Origin of the sequence: Flavobacterium glycogeni (assembly GCF_048286775.1) — a bacterium.
Classification (GTDB): Bacteria; Bacteroidota; Bacteroidia; order Flavobacteriales; family Flavobacteriaceae; genus Flavobacterium.
Window position 1 is genome coordinate 54,068 of the sequence record NZ_JBLVPV010000020.1, and the last position, 19,738, is coordinate 73,805.

Consider the following 19,738-nt stretch of genomic DNA (forward strand, 5'->3'; position numbering starts at 1 on the left):
TTAATTTACTGTAAATGATAATTTTTTCTTTGTTGTTGGTTCTGCCACTTCTTCAGTTTTATCTTGGACAAGCTTTTTACTAAAAATGTTGAACTTCAACCCGTCCAGCGGTTTGTTTTGGTAACGGTTTTTGTCCGCATAGATGTAATTATCCCGATAATCTGGAAGCTTTTCCGTAAACAGGATAATGTCACCGTCAAATTGAGAAGTAGAACCGCCTCGCATTTTACCGTCAGTCGTAAGTTGGAAAATGATAATGAATAATTTCCCGTTGTATTTTTTACGCAAATCGGTGTCTAAATCAAACTTGCTGTCCATCTTTTTTAACTTGGCAAAACTGTCTATGAAAATCACTTCATTTTCTCGTATAATCTGGTCCAATTGTGTAAGGTTTTCGATTTCGGGAGCGGAAACATTTTGCAAAGCGGTTTCGTTTAAATACTCCAAAGCTTTGTTCTCGTACAAAACACTTTCGGGATGCTCTTCCAACGAGGCGTGTCCGCATTTGTATTTTTGAGCAAAAGCATTCATCAACTGAAATAAATTTCGTGTTTTCATAGAGCCCTGACCGCCCGCAAGTGTAATCACAACACTTTCTTTTTCCTTTTGCTCGATTTCTCCTAAAAATTCCGCAATGTCCCTGTCTTGAATTTTATAGAATTCATGGTTTTGCTTTTTGTTGGCTAAACGATAGGCTAAGGAATTTTTATTTTGGGAAATTTTGGGCGACACGGCAGTTTTTTCCTTTGCAATGGTTTCTTTCTCAACTCTCGGAGCGTTCAACCCTTTTTTTGCCGCCCCAAATAAAGCGTATTGACTGCCTGTATTCTTTGGCTTATTATGCAGATCAAAAAAAGTTTCACAAGCTACCGCAATAGACAACATTTTCCCGCCAAACTTTTTTCTAAATTCATCAGAAACACTTTCCGGCACGGGTTTAGTTTCATAAACCTTTCTTCTAAAATCATCGGAAGACGTTGAATTTTTCGCCAAATCTTCAAAGGTTTTTAAAGTAATCGGGGTTTTAATTTTTGCAATTGGTTTTTTTACCGGTGCTTTGGTCTTTTCTTGGACTTTAGCAACTGCCTTAATCACCTTGTTTACAACGGTTTTTGTTTTAGCAACCGTGTTTTTTACCTTTTTTTTGGTCTTTTTTTGGGAATTAGAAACAGTTTTAACCACTTTTCCGCTTACGTATTTATGTCCTTTCGTCAACCGTCCGCAATCGTCTAAAGCTTCTTTTTCTAGTCCTGTATGCTGTTTTCCATTCAACCCGTAAGGCTCTACCAGATTTTTAATTTCAATCAAAAAAGTATCATCCGCAAAGGCGTGAAGCACTTTTTTGATGCGTTTTGATATAACGGTATGTTTTTCTTTTTCAGCTTTCATCAGTAAGTTTTCTAAATCTTTCCTGTGAACTACAATACCGTTCAGGCTGTTAAATTCTTGCGCTAAATTCATTTTATTGCTTCAATTTATATTCAATTCCTAAAACACTGATAACGGCTTCTGTTTTGATGTTTGCGGGAAGAAAACTCCCGTTGTTTATAATGGCAATCGCATTTATTAAAGTAGTTTGCAAGTCCAGCGAAACAGGAACGTTTCGTATTATCGTGCGGGAATTGGCGGGAATGCTCAACGAACTCATGTTAATGTCTGATTGCCCTAGAAAAACATTGTTTTTGTCGTAAAACAATAATCTTTTCAAGACAATTACCACACCATCTGCTTTAAAGTGTTGCGGGGTCGGATTGATAAAATTCAAATCCAAATTAAACGAAACGGACGGCTTTCCGCTGTTCCAATTTCCGTTCAGGTTCTTGAAGCCTATGGGTATAATTTTAACCAAACCAAATTGCGCCGTCAGTTTTTTTGCTTTGTCTTTCAATAAAAAATACCCTAATGCCGCTATTGTGCCTATTACGGCTATTTTTTTCAAACTCATGGTGTTGGTTTTTTAAATAAAAATTCTGCTAATTCTATAAGCCAAAAACAATACACTAAAAAAACCTATCCAAGCCAAAATTTTCACCCAGAAAGGGATATATTTTACTGGAACTTTTACAAATTCCTTATCCTTGCTGGTGTCGGTATCGGCTTTATTTGTAGCGGTGTTTTCGGTTCTGGTTTCGGCTAATTTTAGTCTTACAATAATTTGCTTTAATAGATCATCATAATAAACTTTAGCTTCATTATAGCCAGATTTTTTACTGGTATTCAATTGCTTCAGAACTTGATCTAAAGTCGCCTGTGTGATGCTGTCACATTCGGGCTTTGCGGATTTTACTTTTGCAACCTGAATAATCAAGCTGTCCAGTATTGCCTTGTTTACCTGTGTAACTTTTACGCTGTCGGTTCTATGCTCGATAATGCGCTCTATGGTGTGTGTGCTCTCGATTGGTTTTGAAGCACAACCCTGTAAAGCCAAAGTGACAAGGAAGGCAATGGATATGAAAAATAACACTTTCATAAACGTTTGAAATGGGTTTTCGTGTGGTGTATTTGCGTACATAATTAGGTTAGTTTTGATTTTATAAAAATTTTCAAGCTGTCAAAAATGACAGAAATCAGTTCCTCTACTTTAGACTGGAATAATGTGCTTTTTGACCCGCACCAAGCGCAAACCATATAGGTAAACATCTTATCAAAATGTAAGAACTGGTCGAAAATGGCATAGACTGAAAAAGCAACAAAAAAGCTTACTAATGCTTCGGAGGCAAACCATTTAAAAGTTGGTTTTTTGCCTTTTTGGATGGCAGTAGGAACTTTTGTGAACACGCCCGCCAGCACGATAAAAAAGAATAAAAAATAGTCTTTAAAATATTTGAGGTTATGTAGTAGTGTGCTTTCCATTAGTTAAAAAATAAATTATTGTAATTCCTGCCAGTGTTAAAGAAACTCCTGCTAACACGCCTAACTCTGAGTAATTGGGCTTTTTTTTTTTCGTAAACAAATCTTCCCAATCTGTTGAGCCAGCCGTTAAGATTGGCACCGCCTATTCCTCTGTAAAAAATTTCTCGTGACTTTTTCAATTCATGGTGCAAAAGTTCTGGATTTACCTTATTAATAATCTTTACCGTATCTCTTGTAATATTGCTGTCAACCTTTATTTTCGCTCCAAATTTATTGGCTAAAATACTCTCTACAAATAGTCGCCTTCCTGAATTAAAAAAATGATCTACAATAATATTTGCTACTGATTGATTTTCTATTTCATCCGCATTTACAGAATCCCAATAGTTTCTTTTAGCAATTAATACAGCCGTTTCCAGTTTCAAATTTTTCATGTCGGCTACTGTCGGCGGTCTTTTTATGTAGGTTTCGTAGACAGGTGCTGATATTCCGTATTTTGTGCCTACCATTTGCCCTAAAGAATTCGTATTTCCTTTTTTGTCACTAGCCTTATTTTGATAACCTCCTTCGGCTCTCAATAGTTCAGGCAGGAATAAGTTAAAATTTGCCATTACAGTATCACTTTTTTAGGTTCTGATTTTGGCAATAACAATACTAATGCTAGTATTGCCACGCCTCCAATCATTAATGTTGTCTCTGTCGTTTGTGTCATCTTAATAGGTTTTAACTTCGTTGCTTTTCACATAGTAAAATCGGGTGCCCATTTTAATCAGATAAAATCCGCTTACATTAGCCCCAACATAAGTACCCAGTGCATCCCCATAATTGAATTTTCCCCAAACTGATTGCCCAGTGTTGGTGTACGCTCCGCTAGCTATTTTTTTTGAATTGAAAATCACAGTATCGTCTTTTGCAGCCATCAGTTTCTGCCCTACCTTTGGCGGCGAAACTGCTTTTAATGGCTTCGTCACTTTTTTTTTTACTGTAGTTGCAAAGGCATTCAAACTGGTTTCAGACACTCCTTTTGCATTTTGCAAAGCGGGCAATGTTTCTTTTGCTCCAAAATCTCCGTCAATTTCAACTCCCAAAAGCCTTTGCAACTCTCTTACTTCAAGTCCTTTGCTTCCCACTTTCAGCAGTTTATTCCTGTCTAAAGTGGCACCTTGTGCAGGTTTGGAGCCGCTTCCTGATGTTGGAGCCACTTCTTCCGTTTCAGGAGTATAATTGGCTAATTCATCGTGTTTTTGCTCGTTTTTTTTCTTTTTCCAAAACAAAAAACCTAGTCCGCCTAGAGCCAGTACACCAGCCCCAATTAACATTTTATCGTCATCACTCACTTTCATACTTTCTTTTTTTTATAGGTATATTGGGAATTTCTTCCTTAACAAATTGTACTCTGCATCACTCAACTCTTCTTTCAACCACGTTTTAAGCGGTAATTTGCTTCCGCCTATGGTATTGTAACCCAAATAACGATTGTAGTTTTTAAGTCCAAAAGCTTTGTTTATCAACCCGAATTGGGCTTGCGTTACATCAGTCAGGGTTTCAAAAATCAAGGTTTCATCCGTACCTTTGTAGCGGTTCATGGCTTCGTACAACAAGGCTACTTTTTGCGCTGGAGAAAAGGCAGGTATTAAATTTACATCGCCCTCATCTATGTATTTCTTGCCTTTGCCTCCTAAAACCGATTTGCCGTTTTTGTCGGGTTTGGTGAGGACGTAAACCCCTAAACCAAGTATGACAACTGAAACGCTCACTATTATTATTTTTTTCTGTGTTGTCATTAGAAAAATCCTTTTATTAAAAATCTTAGTTTGGCAATGTCAGCCTCGTTAAATTGATCCTGTAACCATTCTACCAAATTCATTTTTGTCAGCGTGGCACTACGTCTTTCTCCAAATTCGTTAAACAACCGGACAAAGCCGTTGTGATTCAATCCAGTCAAATTATTCTCTACGGTTTTGTAATTGGCGCCAGCCCCCAATAATGCGGTATAAATCGCCTCGGAACGTGCCTTAGCTTGTGTAGCGTTTATATTGCTGGGTTTGTATCGTTTGTCTTCTTGAATGGGTTTAAACCCTTTGAAAATTTTGTAATAAGCAACAGTTAAAGCCCCCAAAACAAACGCTATTTTTAAAAATGTAATTCCCATATTAGCCGTTTTTGCAATGGCTTCCTGTCCTTGTGGACTGGATGCAAAAGCGGTAATAGCTGGGTTTTTTAATCCTTTTTCCATTTTTTAGATTTTTTTGTTTTTAACCCAAAAACCCTTTTATCATGGAGAAATTGGTTTTCAGTTGGGTGATTGCTTTTGGGCTTTTTGCCAGTTCTGCCAGTTTCGATAAAACATCGTTATCTAATTTTGACAATTCAATCAAAGCCTCCGTTTTTGGTTTTAATTCAAAAGGGGTGTTTGTCGCTACCTCTATTTCAATCTTGGTTTTTATGCTTCCCATAGCTGGTATTTTTTTAATAGTGTGGCTAATTCGTTTGAAAATTCTACGTTAGAATTCAATCCGTTATTGATGCTTCCCAGCACATTCACAACGGTATCGTCAATGTTTTGCAAAGCGTCTGCAAAGGATTGTTTTACAGGGCTTGAATAGGCTTCGACTGCCGCCATTAATCCTGCTGTAGGCATTGGCGTTCCTTTTACAAAACTTATCAGGGTAGGCAGTTGCTGGATTGCGCCCATTAACATTTCCTGAGTTCCTTTGCCTTTGTCGGAACTGTACTTGGTTGCCAGAGCATCCTCTTTCAATCTTTCGTTAGTTTCTTTTAACAGCTTGTTGTCAGAAAGTAGTACCGTATTTTCAGCTAAAAGTCGGGTGGCATCATTTTTGGAAACAAATAAATTCATCACGTCCAACGTGCCTAAACCAAAGGAATTGGCAAACACATCAGGCACTTGTGCCGGTTGTGTTGTTCTTGGTTCTTGCGATGCTACGGCTTGCGGTTCTTGATTTTCTTTAGAGAAATTTACCGTAAATCCCTGTCCGTCTGCTTTGTACGTACTTCCGTTTTTGCGTTTCAAATTCAGGTTTAGCCTTTTGTGTCCTTTTGCAAACAGGGATTCAAAAAACTCCTCTGCCGTTCCGTATTGCTCAATGATCTCCGCATGGGTTTTGTTGCGAAAAAGAAACGAATTAGTGTCTAAATCTAAAACGGAAACCGCTGCATACTGGTCGCTATTGAGTTTGTCTATTAATCCGTCTAATTCTAGCATTCCACTAATTTTTTATAAATTATTTCTATTCTTTTTACATAATTCAACTCTAATAAGTCTTCTGAAAAAACAACGTCCAAATTAATATCGGAAACCGTGAAGTCTGGAACCACAATTGTTTTTCTCTCTCCTGCTTTTAGGGTAGCCTTATTGACAACGGCAGTAACATCACCCACATTAAAAACCTCCATAGCCGTAACGCTATGTATGGGGATGCTTGTGTTTTCCTTTACAATTACAGTGACAACGTTTGATATTTTCATTTTACTTTTGTGCTGGTTATTGTTTGTAAATCAGAATGATATTGAAATAGGTGTCTTTGGCTACCGCTGTTTTTGTTTTTGCAATAAAATTGAACGTTTTTGTATGCGTGTCAAAATTTAAAGGCTTGTAGCTGTCTGAAAATCCGCCACCTTCTCGCTTTTTCCAATGGTCGATATGGGATGATTTTGCAATCGGAATTCCGCTGTCATCATTGAAGCCAAATTCTGCCATATTATCTAAGTTGGCGTGATTGGTGTGGACTTCCGCACCCAAGACAAAACCAGCCTCCAATGAGGTTAACAAAGCGGCTTCTTTTTCGCCGTTCGGTATAATCAGGTTGATTACTTTTTCTTTTGTTTTCATGTGTAGATTTTTAATAAAAAAAGCCGTAAGCCAAACGCTTACGGCTTTTTGATTTACTTTTCTTGACTACTATACTTTAGCTTGGTGCGCTCTGAACTCAAAACGAATGTTTAAGTCAGCATCTCCCGGAACAGCAACCCCTTTTGGATACTCAATTTCGAACTCAAATTCTTGGTTAGAAACGATTAACGGAGAAGTCGAAATGGTTCTGAACAGTTCCTGTGCATTTGGGTTATACAAGTCACTCATTGGCATATCCACCAAGATGTTTCCCGCTTGTTTGATTCTGATTTCAGCATTTTGCAACGCTTGAATCAATGTACCTGTAGATACATAAACCTCAGATTTTACACTTGCGGCCGCCGTAGAACCTTTCAACACTCTGATTCCGTCAATGATATAATCACGACCTGCATTCAATTTATTTCCGTCAAGATTCGTAACACCTACCTCACGTTTGGTATTCACGTCAATTAACTGGATTGTTCCTCCTTGACCTTTCACGTTTACGTTCAAGTAAAGTGTCTTGTCTGTCAAGGCTACTCTTCCCACGTGTGGAATTCCGTTGTTGTCTTTTGCTTTCAATGTCGCTACTGCTGACAATAATTGTGGTTTTCTGCTCATTTTTTTGATTGTTTTGGGATTTATCCCGATTGATTTTTTTTGATTGATGATTGAAAATTCTAGCTGTACAATTCTGCTTCCAGTTCAGATTCGGCACCATTAAGACCTAGTTCTTCTTCCTGACCATAAATAGAATCCGCCCCGTTTAATCCGTCTGCTGCTTCAAAAACATTTCCGTTTTCGTCCATGAAAGTTCCGCTTAGACCTGATTCGTCCATTTCGTAAACATTACCGTCTGCACCCATGAACTGACCGTTCAAACCGCCGTCTTCATAAGGACAAGCTAAACCAAACGCTCCTTTTGCAAAAAGGCTAGTTTTTCCAGTTCCTGCAAATTTGTCACCCAAACTTTTTGTTGAAAGTTTTTTGACTGCTATTAAAGCTTGTACAATTGCACTACCAACCAATGCACCTTTAAGCAAATTGGCTTTTGTGGTTGTTCCGGTTACTTTTGTTGCACCAAAAATTGACGCACCAGCCACTGCAATATTTAACAATGGGCTTTCTGATTGAGGTAATAACGTACTTGCACCATTCGACACCATTCCGCCTAGAATCCCTCCTCCAATGATTACTACTTCTTTATTCATTTTTAATATTTATTTAATTACTTACTATTTTTTTGTCGCTAAATAGGCTATCGCACCCACGGCAACCGCACCGCCTACGTATAGCAGGGTATTATCTTTTGGGGTTGTTCCTGCTGGAGTTCCCTGTGCAGGCATAAAACCTGCCGTTTGCGTTACTGGCGTTAATTCTCCCACTGGTTCAATCTCTTCCGCTTCTGCTTTTGCTACATAAGCAGGTGTCGCACTTGCTGGTCTTGCAGTTGTTGCAGGCGCAGGCATTGGAGCCGTTTGCGTTTCTGCCGAATATGTTGGAGGCGCACTGTAAGATTGGTCAACCGAAACTGATTTTGCCCCTGTAGCTTTTTGCAAAGCGGCTTCGGTTTTTGGTCCAAAATCACCATCTGCCTCAACCCCCAAACTTTCTTGTAGTTTTTTAACTTCCGCCCCTTTGCTTCCTTTTGCCAGTCTTTTGGATTTTTTTGCTTTTTTGGGAATTATACTTTTTACGGGAGTAAGTTTCTTTTTAACGTCTACCGCTTTTTTGACTAATTTTGAAGATTTAACCTTACTTACGACTTTCCCTGCTTTAGAATTTAAAAGCTTAGTTGCAATCCCACCGCCTACGGGTATAAATCCTGCCGCAATAGGCGCAGCAAATTTCGCCGCCTTAACCACATTTTTTATACTTACCTGTTTGGCAATTTTTTTAATTGATATTTTCTTCAAAAGTTTGGATTTTCCTAATCCAACACCCGACCCACTTTCACTTGCATTTATGTATATCATACTCCTTTTTAATTAGATTTTCCTAGAAATAACAAACCTAAAAACCCAAATATTCCCAAATAAATAGGCTTGTTTGATGTTTCTTTTGCAACGGTTACCGTTTTCTTTGCAACGGTTTTGCGGTTTGGTTTTGGGGCATTCAGCCCATAATGTGGTAAATTAACATCCGTGTCGTGTGCCATTGTGTGTATAGGTTCTCTGTTATTACTGGTTGTACCGTCTATAATGAAATAGCCTTGTTTTATGTCTCCTGTTTCTTGGTTCAAAGGCACGATAACGTACACATGGGTAAACAAATCAGGTCTAAAACTTGGTTGCTTTATTTGGCGGATAAAATGCCTTACACCCATATTAGCAAGCAAACAACTGGCAAAAATGGAATAGGTCTTGCAATCAACACCCTCAACTCTTTGCTTGAACGCACACGCAGGGCTTCTCAGCATTTGTTCCATTCCGTCCGCTTTATACTGGATATGATTGAACAAAAACCAGTATATCTTATCACAAGTTTCTTTCAATGAACTTTGTTGCAAAAGCTTTGCAACTTCCTTTGTTTGATGGTTGTACTTAACGACCATCTGCTTAATCATTCGCACGGTATCAAAAGTATTGCCGTTGCCTAGGTTTGTCTTATCACAGCTAACCGCAGGAAACAACGGCTCGTACTCTTGGCCGCCTAACAAATTTCTTCTTAACAAGTTATCAATGTCCATTTTCGTTTCGTTCTTGTAATAGAGTATTAGGCTTTTGTTTAATTCTTATGTCGGTGTAAAGATTAAAAGGATAAAACCAACGATTTGACGATAGGGTAGGTTAGCATAGGTTCGCTTACGATAGCGTAACATTGCAAAGCTTTTGCAAAAATTTTTGCAAAAAAATAACCGCTTCGGGGGAAGCGGTTAGGGTTTGTGTTTTAATTTAATCTTTCTGCAATTATGTGAATTCGTAATGTTCGTTAATTTCTTTGATCACAGTTTTAAAAGGAAAGCCATCATCTGGAATATCGTTAATCATTTGAATTAGATATTCTGAACTTGTCCATGTAACCATTAAAATATCATTTATCTTTATCTGTAAATCCAATCTCAAACCCTCATATTTAGAAGGTCCTATTTTATGTTTTAATACAATTATTTCTGTGTTTAGTAATTTTGACATCTTTTTTTTATCTCCGACAAAAGTTTCGGATTTTGCTTTTATTCCGAAGTCTTTAAAATTGTTCATTGGGTAGTAATTTTTTTAATAAGTGTTTTGTGTCTGCATGTTTTGCCCAGCCATTATATGCGGCTATTGTGGCTTTGTTTTTTGTTTTGGATACTGCTTTTGCAAATCGTTTTTTAATTGATTTTCGAAGCAATGTGTGCGTGTGGTAGAACTTGTAACCTACAAAATCAATTCCACGAGCTTCAACCGGGAATACTTGATAATTTCCTTTTACTTGAAGTTTTAAATTGTCATTTAAATACAGTTTAATCGCTTCTAAAATTTCGTGTAAATGGGGTTTGTTGTTGGATAGAATTACAATGTCATCAGCATACCTGAAGTAATATTTTATTTCCTTTTGTTCCTTGATCCAATGGTCAAAATAAGTGAGATAAAAGTTAGCGAAATACTGGCTTAAATAATTGCCAATTGGTAAACCGTCGGCACTGTCTATGATTTCATCCAGTAACCAAAGAAGGTCGTTATCCTTGAACTTTTTTCGAAGTAACGCTTTTAGTATGTCGTGATCTACATTAGGGTAGAACTTCACAATGTCCAACTTCAAACAGTATTTTGTATTCTCCTGGTCCTGCAATGCAGTTTTGATATTATTGGCCGCTGCATGTATTCCTTTTCCTTTGATGCAGGCATAACTGTCATCTGTAAAAACCTTTACAAATATTGGCTCTAAAACATTCATTACGGCGTGATGGGTGATTCGGTCAGGGAAGTAAGGAAGGCGAAAAACAAGCCTTTCTTTAGGTTCAAAAACCGTGAAGGTTGTATATTCAGAAGTTTTGTACCCCTTGTTTAAAAGCATTTCATGAAGTTTGAAAATATTGCTTTCGGGTTCTTTGTCAAAAATCTTCACACCATATTGATTGGCTTTGCCCTTTCGAGCTTTTGCTTCAGCAATCCTTAGATTGTCAATGGATGTAATTTGACTGTAAATATTATTGAGTCGTTTCATTACTTTGCTTTGATTGGCTCGCTTTCGATTGCTCTACTAACGAACCTATTAAGAATGTGTTTTTTTGCCGTGTTGGCAAGGTCTGTGGTGTTTAATATTTTAAGCTCAGGTGCGAGCTGACATTCGAATTCGTGTTCCAGTTATCGTAGTCGTTGTACGAAAAACTGCCACCTGAAGGAGAACTACAGCAACGACACCACACAACCTCAATTATTTATGCTTTTACGAAATAGCTTTTGTACAAATCTTCAAATTGCTTTCCTGCATATTTGGCTTGTTCTCTGGTTTCAAAGCAAAGGCGCGAGCCGACAATCGAAATCGTGATCCAGCGAGCGTAGTCGTAGTACGAAAAACCGCCACCCGAAGGAGAACCCATCTTAAACCAAGGATAGTATTTATATTGATCCCAGTTATTCCAGTCTGGTACCCAGTCGCCGTTTATGGCTTTGGCAATGATTATCAATTTAGCGTGATCTGTCATCGCCTGTCTGTCTGATTCAGGAAACAATGAAAAATCTGGAATAATAGTAGGCTCTACATTAATAGCCTTACAAGCGTCTTCGAATGTTTTAATTTCTGTGTACATTTTTTTTGTTTTAAACTGTTAAAAAATCTTTGTAAATACTCTCAAATAATTGCCCTGCATGTTTTGCTAAATCAGCCGATTTGAAGCAAAGGCGCGAGCCGACACGCGAATCCGTGCGCCAGCTATCGTAGTCGCCGTACGAAAAACCGCCACCCGAAGGAGAACCCATCTTGAACCAAGGATAATATTTACCTTGACTGCTATTTGTCCAGTCCGGTTCCCAACCTTCATTGAATGCTTTAAGAATTTCCTTTAATTGCTTATAAGCCACTTCATCAGTGGTTAAACCTTCACATGATTTTAGAAAACAACCTTTCGCAATTTTATTCTCTCTCAACACATCGTCAAAATTTTTGATTCGTTCCTTAATTTCAGGTTGAAAGGTTTTAATTCCGAAAAGGTTTTCTAACATTACTCTTCTTGGCGATTTGGCTTTAGAATAAGCCTCTAATACTTTTCCTTTTTCTACGGTTAGCGTGTCATTCATAATTAGTTTTTTTTAATTTTTAAAGTTATTTTGAGTGAAATTCGATTTTAAGGCGGTTTCTTATTAGGAAGGTGTATTTGTCTTTGCCACCGTCTAAAACCTTGTTAAAAAGCTTTATTTTTAGTTGCTCATCATTTATTAACCCTGAAAGTTTATTTGCAGAGGTTAATTTTGTGTTTTTGACTGGGTTTTCTTTGGGATTATCCAGTACACGAATAATAAAGTTTCGATTTATTAAGGCGTTTGTCGGATTGTGGGATTTGAGTGCCATAGTTTTATTTTGATAAGGACAGGATTGCATAGCCTTCTTCCAGTCCGAAATTAGTATCTTCAAAAACGTGGGTTATTTTCCTTGTGTAACTCCATCCCGTACTACTGGCAAATTCTATAATCTTAAATTTTATTAAATCGCCAACTTTAAAATTCCTATCATTTTTTCGTATTTCCCAATCCTTTCTCCCTTCAAAATGGAGTTTTGCAAACTCATATTTTATTTTTAAATCGTGTGTTGTCATAGCTTTAATTTTCACTAACCAGTTTTGATGTTTTTTTCTTTGCAAAAGTTTCCCTGTAATCGTGAAGCTTCATTTTTAATTCGTCCGATAACATGTAGCCGTCAGGCACACCGTTTCTATCAATGAAAATGATAGCTTCAAACGTCGATATGTTTTTTGCAAATAATCTCGCACCTGCTGTAATACTTTTTCTCGTTTCGTTGATTATTTCATTTATTTCATTGCGAATGTAATCTGCTGTAAACTGGCTTAAAAACAATGCTTGTAATTCTGCTTTATTTCTGATGTAGGTTAAGGTTTTTAGATTCATAAAATAATACTTGGTTTTTGATTAGTTTTTGATGATGATTGAAACTTTGGGCTGAATTATTGATTAAAACGGTAAATCATCTGCTGCGTTTATTTCGGCTTCTGTCATTGGTCGAGTGGCTTCGGTTTGCTCCCAAATCCTCCCATTGCCAATAAAAATACGGTCTAATTTTTCCCCGTTTCTTACTTTCTCCACTTCTTCCTTATTTCTTGAAATAGAAATACTAAAATCATTGTCGAATTTGTCCGGAGCATCATAATCCCACGTTTCAATCATTAGGTATTTTTTGCCGTTTGCGTGTACCAAAACCCTTGCTTTGTCCACGTCTGTTAAACAGATACTCATTGTTCTTTTTTTGCCTTGCTTTGCCATTTTTTTTAATTTTATTGATTAGTTATTGTTTTCTTCTAAAATTTCCACTTCGTCAAATATTCCTACGGGTACATAAATTTGATTACTGGCGTATAAGATTTTAAATGCGGTTAAATCTGTGTTTTCGGTAAAATAGAAAGGCTTTGTGCAAATCGCTCCCGTTATTGACTGTTGAAAATACATTGTGCCTATCCGTTTCCTTCCCTGTTGGTCTGAAAAATCGTCCCTGTTGGCTACTCTTAAATTCATTACAACTATTTTCATAACCAGTTGGGTAAATCGGTTTCTACTTCTTCAAATTTTATTTCGGGTTGCAGTTGTTGTGCGGTTGGTTCCTCTAGTTCTGTCAAGGTGTCGGCTTTGATATAGAAACATTCTATAGTCGTTTTCTTGCCTTGGTGATCTTGTGCATTGATAACAATACGCCCATCTTTTCGCTGTTGTTCTGCTGGATTGAAAACCCAACCTTTCAATTTGCAATAGCTTTGCAATGACTTACGGAATTCTTGAACTGATTTAGCCGATTTTGCCCCAATCACATGAACATAATTATCTCTTAACTCATGTTTATTAATCTTTACGTTTAAATTCTCTTCTAAGAAGTACGATTCAGCCCATTCCATGAAACCGTCACCAATTCCAGCTTTCAAGTTGTTAATCGAAATATTATCTTGTGGCGCTTGAAATTCACGACCTCTGTTTTGCAAATAAAACTGACAACATTGCATCAAGAAATTATAAAAAATATTGTATTGCTCTTTGCTCCACGTTTGAAAAAATGCTTTGTTATTAAAATCAGTGCTTACTTTTCGTTGCTCTAAATAATTATCGGTTTTCTCATGGTAATAATCGGAAAAGGAAACAAAAAGCAAACGCCCAATATCTGAACCTTTAATATTTGCAAGCCCGTAATTGGTTGTTAAAGCCCATTTTGGCACTTCCTCAAAATCCAATTCAAACGGTTTGGTTTGTTTCGGATTTACCACTACGCCTGTTGTAATCTTGGTATAGAAAAATTTAAAATCCATGTATTTGTCCATATCCTCTATCTCAACAAAACCAGAGTTTTCGTCCAGTCCGTGAAAAATATGCTTGTCAGTGGTAATGGTTTTGTTTTTTCCATCAATCAAAAAGCGTTGTGGCAGTAAGCACCTGAGACCTCGAAGCATTAAGGATTTTCCCGAACGCCCGTTAGCATCTTCGTCACTGTCTTTTACAGTATCATCCATGATGTACAACATCTTTGCGTAATCCTCTTGTTTGTAGCGGTGCAACATATACCCAAGTGCAAAACACTTGTTTAAGTAGTGCTTTTCCTGTACAATGTGATGGACTTCCTCTAGGTTATCTCCATTCAAATTGAAACGGTTTTCATCATGGTATTTTTGCTTTTCCAGTTCATTACTGAAAGGGGCTTCTAAATCTTTTCTCCAGTAAATGCGGGACCCATTGATAAGGTAATTTTGAAATTCACAATCCTGACGTAAAATTTTAATTCTGTCATTCCCTAAATCATCTTTGTAATACTCAAAAAATGGTTGCTCTTTTAAAATGGTGTGATTTATCACTGATTTGTTCCAAGAAAAATTTTCTTCCAGACCGTGTTTCTTCAATTCCACACTATCCTTTGTGACCTTTGCAACTTGATTATCGAAGAAAAAGTATTGCGTTTCAGCATCGTAATTTTTAAAATCCAATTCGATATTATCCAATGATAACAAGTGATTTTCATTGAAATATGGGCTTGCTTTTATCAAATTGATAACGTCTAGGTTTTGCCCTTTGTCTTTTAAATAGCGCTCGCAAAACTTGCGTATCAGTTGCGGGGATGATTTACTGACAATGTTCCCTTTTATGTTTATGAATATTACTTGTTCTTCGGTTGCAATGTCTATGTTTCTATGCTCAATTTTGTAGGTGTAATAATTTTTTACGTTCAAAAAATAATGCAAGTTAGAAAGGTTAATTTTATAAACTCCCGCACCTGTTTTTGATGGTTTTTTGTCAAAGAATTTGCATTTTAAAGCCCCACGTTTTAGGTTTTCAAAAAATCCTTTTATAGCGTTTTTATCTGACGAACGATAAAAGGCTAACCAGTCTCTAAAATCTTTACCGTTTGCCGTCATTTTATCCTTTGGCAACCAAACTGATTTCAATTCCCAAAAGTTTTCCGCAACTTCTTTACCGTATTTAACGCCCTGTTTATCAATGTCAGGAAGATTATACACGTTCTTTGCAATGGTTTTAAGCAGCATATATTCCTCATGGCTTACTTGCTCGCTTTCTGAGTTAAACCAAATCACATCATAGCCCAATGAAGCAAGGTTAAGCCCATCACTCCCGCCAGTACATATAAATATTTCATCCAGTAAAAGTTCATCCAATTCTTCAAGGTACGCCTCTTTTACTTTTGTGTTTTTTTCGGTTCTAATGCGTTCTCTAACCTCTTTGATATAGTCAACGTCAACGCTGTCTAAAATCCTTTGCAAACCGTGAACGTATCTCTTTGGCTTTGCGCCAAAATAGGAATGCTTGCTTGAAAATCCTTTTTGGTTTTTAGTTGCTTTTGGTTCGTACAGTTTGCCCCAAACTTTAGCATAAGGGGTGTAGGCAAAAATTGGATATTCCTTGGTAGCGGTAACTTTTAATAAAGTAGGTTGGTTGGTTTTGCTGGAAATGATTACTTTTTCGTAAGAATCAACTTCGTGAAAATTATAACCAGCTAAATCTACATTATACGGGTCTACAAAACGCCCGATGTGATCTAAACTTTGGAAGTCCTTAAATTTTATATCGAAATAATCCAAAGGAAGTTCCGTGTCTTTAAATTCTTTTTCGGGTTTGTAAAAGGTGTTGTTTGGAGATAAATTAAATTCGTCACAAAGTTTTTTGAATGCGGGACCAAATTCCAACCCGAATTTGTCCATCACCATAGAAATAGGATCGTAAGTTTCGCCTCCAAAATCAACAAGCTTATAAACCCCTTTATTCAGGAATAAAACGGCACTTTCAGAGGTTTCGCTTTCACGATATTTAAACTTCACTTTGCCGTTTTCAGCACCATCGGGAAGGCTCAAAAACTTAGTATATATGTCTAACCCTTTATTTGTAGCCTCGTAAAGTTGTTCGGTAGTTATAGGGTAATTAGTGTTCATTTTTGGTTATTTGGGGTAGTGGCTTTATTTTTGGCTATTTTTATTCTTATGAAAAGCTTAAAAGGCGGTGATTGCATATTTCTATCAAATCCCGATAAATTGTATCAATTGCGCCTTTATCCTCTTCGGTAAAAATGTCACTCAAAGGCAATAAATCCCTTTGCAGTTCTATCTTCTTCTTATATGCTTCCAGTTGCTTTTTTGTGTGTATAAATGCCATATTATATTTTTCTATCAGTCCATTTTAATAATATTCGATCTCTCATTTTTATTGAAGCTTGACAAAAACAGGAAAGTATTATTTCTTCTCTTTTATAGTCTAATCCACAAGCTTCACAAGTGGCAATGTATCTGGAATTAGTAGTCACTTTTTGGTCGTTAGTGTAGAATTGTTCAGGACGACAACCAATTTCAACACATTTAGCTTTCCATTTTTTGCCGTGTCCCTCGTTAGGTGTTAAAGCGTGTGCGATTTCGTGAACAATGGTGTCTCTAACTTCACTCTCCGTGTTTAACATGGTGAGTTCTAAGGAAAGATTTATTTCCTTTTTGGTATAATTACAAACTCCCGCAATACTGCTGTGTTTTAACCAGTTAAATTTCCATCCGTCCTGAATTAATCCATGTTTTTCCATTAATTCGTTTACCAATTTTTCAGCTTGTAATAGTCGCATACGTTTATCTTAAAAACTTGTTTTTAGTCTCTTGGTTTTTTTTCTTTTGGGTTTTAACCTTTGCAACGAGTTTTGCAATTTCCAGTTCTACTATTTCATTGGGTTGCTTTCCCGAAACTATCTTTTGGATGGAGGCGGGCGAAAATTCGTGACCGTCTGCATTAAATATTTTCTTTTTCGTGAGGTGTGGGATTATTAATCTCGAAAATTGTTTACCCAAAACCTCTATTATCGTCTCTTTCTGTTTCTCGGTTATCATGTGATAGGTATTTCTAGTTGAATTTGGTAATCATAATTACGTTGCAATTCAAGGATGTATTTGTTTTGCAAATCGTCGGTGTAAGGCACAAAAATTGTTTTTGTACCGGATTGATAGCGATACAGTTCCTTTATCTTTTGGTGCAATCGGTACTTTCTGTAAATACTTTTTTTGGCCGCTATTATATTGAATATTTTTCTTACTAATTGGCATAAAATTTGCCTTACAAATAATTGTGAAAACAGTTTTGCAAAGGCGTATTTATGGCTTTTGCAACGGGATATTTTTTTGTTAAAATTTCCTTTTTGTTTTTCTAAAGTCCCTGCAAAATTTTATTATCTTGCAAGTTGCTTTTTATCTGTTTTAAAGTGGTTTTTCATCCGCTTTGTTTGACAAATATACAAACATGTTTGATAAAAACAAATAAATTTGATTATTATGAATGAATTTTTTAGAAGAATATTACAACTATCTGAATATAAGGGATTTAAAAACATTTCTGATTTTGCAAAAAATGGTTTGCAATATGCTTCCTCTGAAAAAATCAATCGTTTAAAGAAAGAAAACAATAAACCTTCGTTTGAAATTTTACTAGATATATCAAATAAGTTTGATGATGTAAATTTGAATTGGCTTATTACTGGGAGAGGAAAACTATCGATTGATGAATATTCAGTAGGAGAGCAAAACAGTACCTATGGAAATTCAAAAGATTTAGATTTAATTAAATCTAAAGACAAAATAATAGAATTACTGGAAGCAGAAAATTTGAGATTGAGAGACGAAAACATGAAATTGAGTGGACAGGATAAAAGCCGTACCGCATAATCTGCGGGTCGTTTGGAATAAAAAAGTAACACTAACCAATACCTACTAAAAAATGAAAAAAATCATACCCATTGCTTTAGTTTCAATTTTATCATTTAATATTTGTGATGCGGCAACAATTAATGAAAAGTCAAAAATTGTTAAAATAGACGGCAAATATTACAAAGAGAAAGATGGTGTTTTATTCCCATTGCTGGGTGTTGTTTTAAATTTTGTAGCCCCAAATTTAAAAGAAGAATTAATTAATGAAGCAATCGAACTTGCAAAGTCATTTTTTGCAGAAAAAAAAATACAAATAGTCGATGCGAATGAAGGTAGTGAGGAAGAAGTTGAAGTAATTACGATTAACGCCCAAGATAACGATAATGATGGCAACGTAGAATTATCCTCGTCAAGTGAAGACCATGACAAAGACGGAGAAAATGACGATGAAACGGAATTTACAGAATATGATGATACAGAAAGCGGACTAGATGCAATTCTTGACAAACAATTACAATACATTGACCAGTACTATACAGGTGACGTAGATGGTGACGGCGAAGAAAATTAATTTATTATTAGATATGAAAAAAACAATTTTATTAGCGATCCTATTTCTTTCTTTTGGAACTTGTATCGCTCAAAAAGTAATTCGTTCGAATTCCAGTAACAAGAATATTTTAGTCGGTTGCTGGTGGACACCTCACGCAGCAACAGTAAATATTCATTTCGCTAAAAACGGAACTTTTGTATTCAATGATGTTGATAATGTTTTGAAAGGAAAATATTATCTAACAAAAGGAACTATAACATTAGCCTATAATGATAGAAAACCGCAAAGTTTTTTATTAAAATATTATATTGACAGTGAGAACAAGCCTTACTATGAAATTTATAAAAAAGGTTACGGTTTTGTAAAAGACATAGATAATACAGATTGTAACTTCTAAGTCAAAATCTAGCCTTAAAAGCCAAAAATCCGTTTTTGGCTTATTTTTTTGTTCGTTTTTCTAAAAATACAATTTTTTTGTATTTTCTTTTTTTTGTATTATTTTTTGTATTCTCTGTTAACCCTTTATTTTACTATACTTTACTTATTATAATACAAATAATACAAAAAATATTAATATAAAGAAGAAAGGGGAAGGGAAACGGAAAAACAGGGCTCCCCAAAGGTTTAGCGCTCTGGGAGATTATTAAGCGGTGTTAGTATTGTATTATTTCATAGCACAAAAGCTGTCGCATTTGTGCTATGAAATAATACAATACTAACGGTTTTTATGCAACCGCTACGCTATTGCATGAGAACGGAAGAAAACGGCTTGTTTTTAAGAAAAAAGCCTGTTTTGAAAATTGTAAAAAAGGTGGTAAGCCTTGGATTTATTGTGGTTTTCCCTCTGCATCCTGTGTCATATTTGTGTCAAACAACGTCAAAATTTAACGTTTTTTGAATTGTAAGTATTTGAAAACATGACAGTTAAGTTTTGAGATTTGAGGAAATAAAATCCCATCCTCTCTGCAAGAAAAAACCCAATTACTTATAATTTAAGTGATTGGGTTTTTTTATATCTGTAATTTATTCAATTTTAGAATTGTAATACCAAACACATGTATTATATAGTCCAAATTTCATCTAAAAACACATAGCTATATCCACAGATACTCATTACCTCTTTTTTGCTTGTAGCTTTTACGAGGTTAGTAATGAAATC

At 36.1% G+C, this 19,738-nt stretch carries 32 protein-coding genes; 3 read left to right on the forward strand and 29 right to left on the reverse strand.

Annotated elements, in window-relative coordinates; genetic code table 11:
• From ACNQGX_RS14275 to ACNQGX_RS14415, 29 genes are all read right to left on the reverse strand, one after another.
• Entirely contained in the window at nucleotides 1-1,461 is a 1,461-nt protein-coding gene (locus ACNQGX_RS14275; RefSeq protein ID WP_417977327.1) for a hypothetical protein, read from the reverse strand.
• 1 nt (nucleotide 1,462) lies between these two features.
• Nucleotides 1,463-1,945 carry a hypothetical protein gene (locus ACNQGX_RS14280; protein WP_417977329.1) on the reverse strand — a complete coding sequence of 161 codons (483 nt, stop codon included), beginning with the start codon at nucleotides 1,943-1,945 and terminating at the stop codon, nucleotides 1,463-1,465.
• 12 nt (nucleotides 1,946-1,957) lie between these two features.
• Nucleotides 1,958-2,512, reverse strand: a complete 555-nt coding sequence (locus tag ACNQGX_RS14285) for a hypothetical protein (protein ID WP_417977331.1) — start codon at nucleotides 2,510-2,512, stop codon at nucleotides 1,958-1,960.
• Between the two features lie 2 nt (nucleotides 2,513-2,514).
• The gene (locus ACNQGX_RS14290; RefSeq protein ID WP_417977332.1) at nucleotides 2,515-2,853 is read right to left on the reverse strand and encodes a hypothetical protein; all 339 of its coding nucleotides are present in this window, start codon (nucleotides 2,851-2,853) and stop codon (nucleotides 2,515-2,517) included.
• A complete protein-coding gene (locus tag ACNQGX_RS14295; protein WP_417977334.1) occupies nucleotides 2,853-3,464 on the reverse strand; it encodes a glycosyl hydrolase 108 family protein in 612 nt (203 codons plus the stop codon). Before ACNQGX_RS14295 ends, ACNQGX_RS14290 begins: the two co-directional genes overlap by 1 nt.
• 102 nt (nucleotides 3,465-3,566) lie before the next feature.
• Nucleotides 3,567-4,196, reverse strand: a complete 630-nt coding sequence (locus ACNQGX_RS14300) for a peptidoglycan-binding domain-containing protein (protein ID WP_417977336.1) — start codon at nucleotides 4,194-4,196, stop codon at nucleotides 3,567-3,569.
• Between the two features lie 12 nt (nucleotides 4,197-4,208).
• Nucleotides 4,209-4,637: a hypothetical protein gene (locus ACNQGX_RS14305; protein WP_417977338.1), complete on the reverse strand. Its 429-nt coding sequence runs from the start codon at nucleotides 4,635-4,637 to the stop codon at nucleotides 4,209-4,211.
• Nucleotides 4,637-5,089, reverse strand: a complete 453-nt coding sequence (locus ACNQGX_RS14310) for a hypothetical protein (protein ID WP_417977340.1) — start codon at nucleotides 5,087-5,089, stop codon at nucleotides 4,637-4,639. Before ACNQGX_RS14310 ends, ACNQGX_RS14305 begins: the two co-directional genes overlap by 1 nt.
• A 19-nt stretch (nucleotides 5,090-5,108) precedes the next feature.
• Entirely contained in the window at nucleotides 5,109-5,309 is a 201-nt protein-coding gene (locus ACNQGX_RS14315; RefSeq protein WP_417977342.1) for a hypothetical protein, read from the reverse strand.
• Nucleotides 5,297-6,079 carry a hypothetical protein gene (locus tag ACNQGX_RS14320; RefSeq protein ID WP_417977343.1) on the reverse strand — a complete coding sequence of 261 codons (783 nt, stop codon included), beginning with the start codon at nucleotides 6,077-6,079 and terminating at the stop codon, nucleotides 5,297-5,299. The genes ACNQGX_RS14315 and ACNQGX_RS14320 overlap by 13 nt, the downstream gene beginning before the upstream one ends.
• A complete protein-coding gene (locus ACNQGX_RS14325) occupies nucleotides 6,073-6,342 on the reverse strand; it encodes a hypothetical protein (protein ID WP_417977345.1) in 270 nt (89 codons plus the stop codon). Before ACNQGX_RS14325 ends, ACNQGX_RS14320 begins: the two co-directional genes overlap by 7 nt.
• A gap of 16 nt (nucleotides 6,343-6,358) precedes the next feature.
• Entirely contained in the window at nucleotides 6,359-6,706 is a 348-nt protein-coding gene (locus ACNQGX_RS14330) for a hypothetical protein (RefSeq protein ID WP_417977347.1), read from the reverse strand.
• Between the two features lie 69 nt (nucleotides 6,707-6,775).
• Nucleotides 6,776-7,330, reverse strand: coding sequence for a hypothetical protein (locus ACNQGX_RS14335; protein WP_417977349.1), 555 nt, complete (start codon nucleotides 7,328-7,330; stop codon nucleotides 6,776-6,778).
• A 59-nt stretch (nucleotides 7,331-7,389) separates the two neighbouring features.
• Nucleotides 7,390-7,920 carry a hypothetical protein gene (locus ACNQGX_RS14340; protein WP_417977351.1) on the reverse strand — a complete coding sequence of 177 codons (531 nt, stop codon included), beginning with the start codon at nucleotides 7,918-7,920 and terminating at the stop codon, nucleotides 7,390-7,392.
• A 24-nt stretch (nucleotides 7,921-7,944) separates the two neighbouring features.
• Entirely contained in the window at nucleotides 7,945-8,685 is a 741-nt protein-coding gene (locus ACNQGX_RS14345) for a peptidoglycan-binding domain-containing protein (protein ID WP_417977352.1), read from the reverse strand.
• 8 nt (nucleotides 8,686-8,693) lie between these two features.
• On the reverse strand, nucleotides 8,694-9,398 hold the full coding sequence (locus ACNQGX_RS14350; RefSeq protein ID WP_417977354.1) for a hypothetical protein: 705 nt from the start codon (nucleotides 9,396-9,398) through the stop codon (nucleotides 8,694-8,696).
• Nucleotides 9,399-9,618: 220 nt separating this feature from the next.
• The gene (locus ACNQGX_RS14355; protein WP_417977355.1) at nucleotides 9,619-9,909 is read right to left on the reverse strand and encodes a hypothetical protein; all 291 of its coding nucleotides are present in this window, start codon (nucleotides 9,907-9,909) and stop codon (nucleotides 9,619-9,621) included.
• The gene (locus ACNQGX_RS14360; RefSeq protein WP_417977357.1) at nucleotides 9,896-10,858 is read right to left on the reverse strand and encodes a reverse transcriptase domain-containing protein; all 963 of its coding nucleotides are present in this window, start codon (nucleotides 10,856-10,858) and stop codon (nucleotides 9,896-9,898) included. The genes ACNQGX_RS14355 and ACNQGX_RS14360 overlap by 14 nt, the downstream gene beginning before the upstream one ends.
• A 214-nt stretch (nucleotides 10,859-11,072) precedes the next feature.
• Nucleotides 11,073-11,444, reverse strand: coding sequence for a hypothetical protein (locus ACNQGX_RS14365; RefSeq protein WP_417977359.1), 372 nt, complete (start codon nucleotides 11,442-11,444; stop codon nucleotides 11,073-11,075).
• Between the two features lie 10 nt (nucleotides 11,445-11,454).
• Nucleotides 11,455-11,931, reverse strand: a complete 477-nt coding sequence (locus tag ACNQGX_RS14370) for a hypothetical protein (protein ID WP_417977361.1) — start codon at nucleotides 11,929-11,931, stop codon at nucleotides 11,455-11,457.
• Nucleotides 11,932-11,956: 25 nt separating this feature from the next.
• On the reverse strand, nucleotides 11,957-12,202 hold the full coding sequence (locus tag ACNQGX_RS14375) for a hypothetical protein (RefSeq protein ID WP_417977363.1): 246 nt from the start codon (nucleotides 12,200-12,202) through the stop codon (nucleotides 11,957-11,959).
• A gap of 4 nt (nucleotides 12,203-12,206) precedes the next feature.
• Nucleotides 12,207-12,446, reverse strand: coding sequence for a DUF3850 domain-containing protein (locus tag ACNQGX_RS14380; RefSeq protein ID WP_417977365.1), 240 nt, complete (start codon nucleotides 12,444-12,446; stop codon nucleotides 12,207-12,209).
• 4 nt (nucleotides 12,447-12,450) lie between these two features.
• Entirely contained in the window at nucleotides 12,451-12,756 is a 306-nt protein-coding gene (locus ACNQGX_RS14385; protein ID WP_417977367.1) for a hypothetical protein, read from the reverse strand.
• Nucleotides 12,757-12,819: 63 nt separating this feature from the next.
• Nucleotides 12,820-13,128 carry a hypothetical protein gene (locus tag ACNQGX_RS14390; protein ID WP_417977369.1) on the reverse strand — a complete coding sequence of 103 codons (309 nt, stop codon included), beginning with the start codon at nucleotides 13,126-13,128 and terminating at the stop codon, nucleotides 12,820-12,822.
• Between the two features lie 18 nt (nucleotides 13,129-13,146).
• Nucleotides 13,147-13,392 (reverse strand): hypothetical protein, encoded by a 246-nt coding sequence (locus tag ACNQGX_RS14395; RefSeq protein WP_417977371.1) that lies wholly within the window; start codon nucleotides 13,390-13,392, stop codon nucleotides 13,147-13,149.
• A complete protein-coding gene (locus ACNQGX_RS14400; RefSeq protein ID WP_417977373.1) occupies nucleotides 13,389-16,283 on the reverse strand; it encodes a hypothetical protein in 2,895 nt (964 codons plus the stop codon). Before ACNQGX_RS14400 ends, ACNQGX_RS14395 begins: the two co-directional genes overlap by 4 nt.
• Nucleotides 16,284-16,329: 46 nt before the next feature.
• Nucleotides 16,330-16,503: a hypothetical protein gene (locus ACNQGX_RS14405; protein WP_417977375.1), complete on the reverse strand. Its 174-nt coding sequence runs from the start codon at nucleotides 16,501-16,503 to the stop codon at nucleotides 16,330-16,332.
• A 1-nt stretch (nucleotide 16,504) separates the two neighbouring features.
• Nucleotides 16,505-16,957, reverse strand: a complete 453-nt coding sequence (locus tag ACNQGX_RS14410; RefSeq protein WP_417977377.1) for a SprT-like domain-containing protein — start codon at nucleotides 16,955-16,957, stop codon at nucleotides 16,505-16,507.
• Between the two features lie 4 nt (nucleotides 16,958-16,961).
• On the reverse strand, nucleotides 16,962-17,216 hold the full coding sequence (locus tag ACNQGX_RS14415) for a hypothetical protein (RefSeq protein ID WP_417977378.1): 255 nt from the start codon (nucleotides 17,214-17,216) through the stop codon (nucleotides 16,962-16,964).
• Nucleotides 17,217-17,654: 438 nt separating this feature from the next.
• Between ACNQGX_RS14415 and ACNQGX_RS14420 the strand changes: the two genes are divergently transcribed.
• From ACNQGX_RS14420 to ACNQGX_RS14430, 3 genes are read left to right on the forward strand one after another with little or no spacing between them, the layout of a single operon-like run.
• Nucleotides 17,655-18,044 carry a hypothetical protein gene (locus ACNQGX_RS14420; protein ID WP_417977380.1) on the forward strand — a complete coding sequence of 130 codons (390 nt, stop codon included), beginning with the start codon at nucleotides 17,655-17,657 and terminating at the stop codon, nucleotides 18,042-18,044.
• 52 nt (nucleotides 18,045-18,096) lie between these two features.
• Nucleotides 18,097-18,597, forward strand: a complete 501-nt coding sequence (locus ACNQGX_RS14425) for a hypothetical protein (protein ID WP_417977382.1) — start codon at nucleotides 18,097-18,099, stop codon at nucleotides 18,595-18,597.
• Between the two features lie 13 nt (nucleotides 18,598-18,610).
• Nucleotides 18,611-18,976: a DUF6705 family protein gene (locus ACNQGX_RS14430; RefSeq protein WP_417977384.1), complete on the forward strand. Its 366-nt coding sequence runs from the start codon at nucleotides 18,611-18,613 to the stop codon at nucleotides 18,974-18,976.
• Nucleotides 18,977-19,738: the final 762 nt, after the last annotated feature.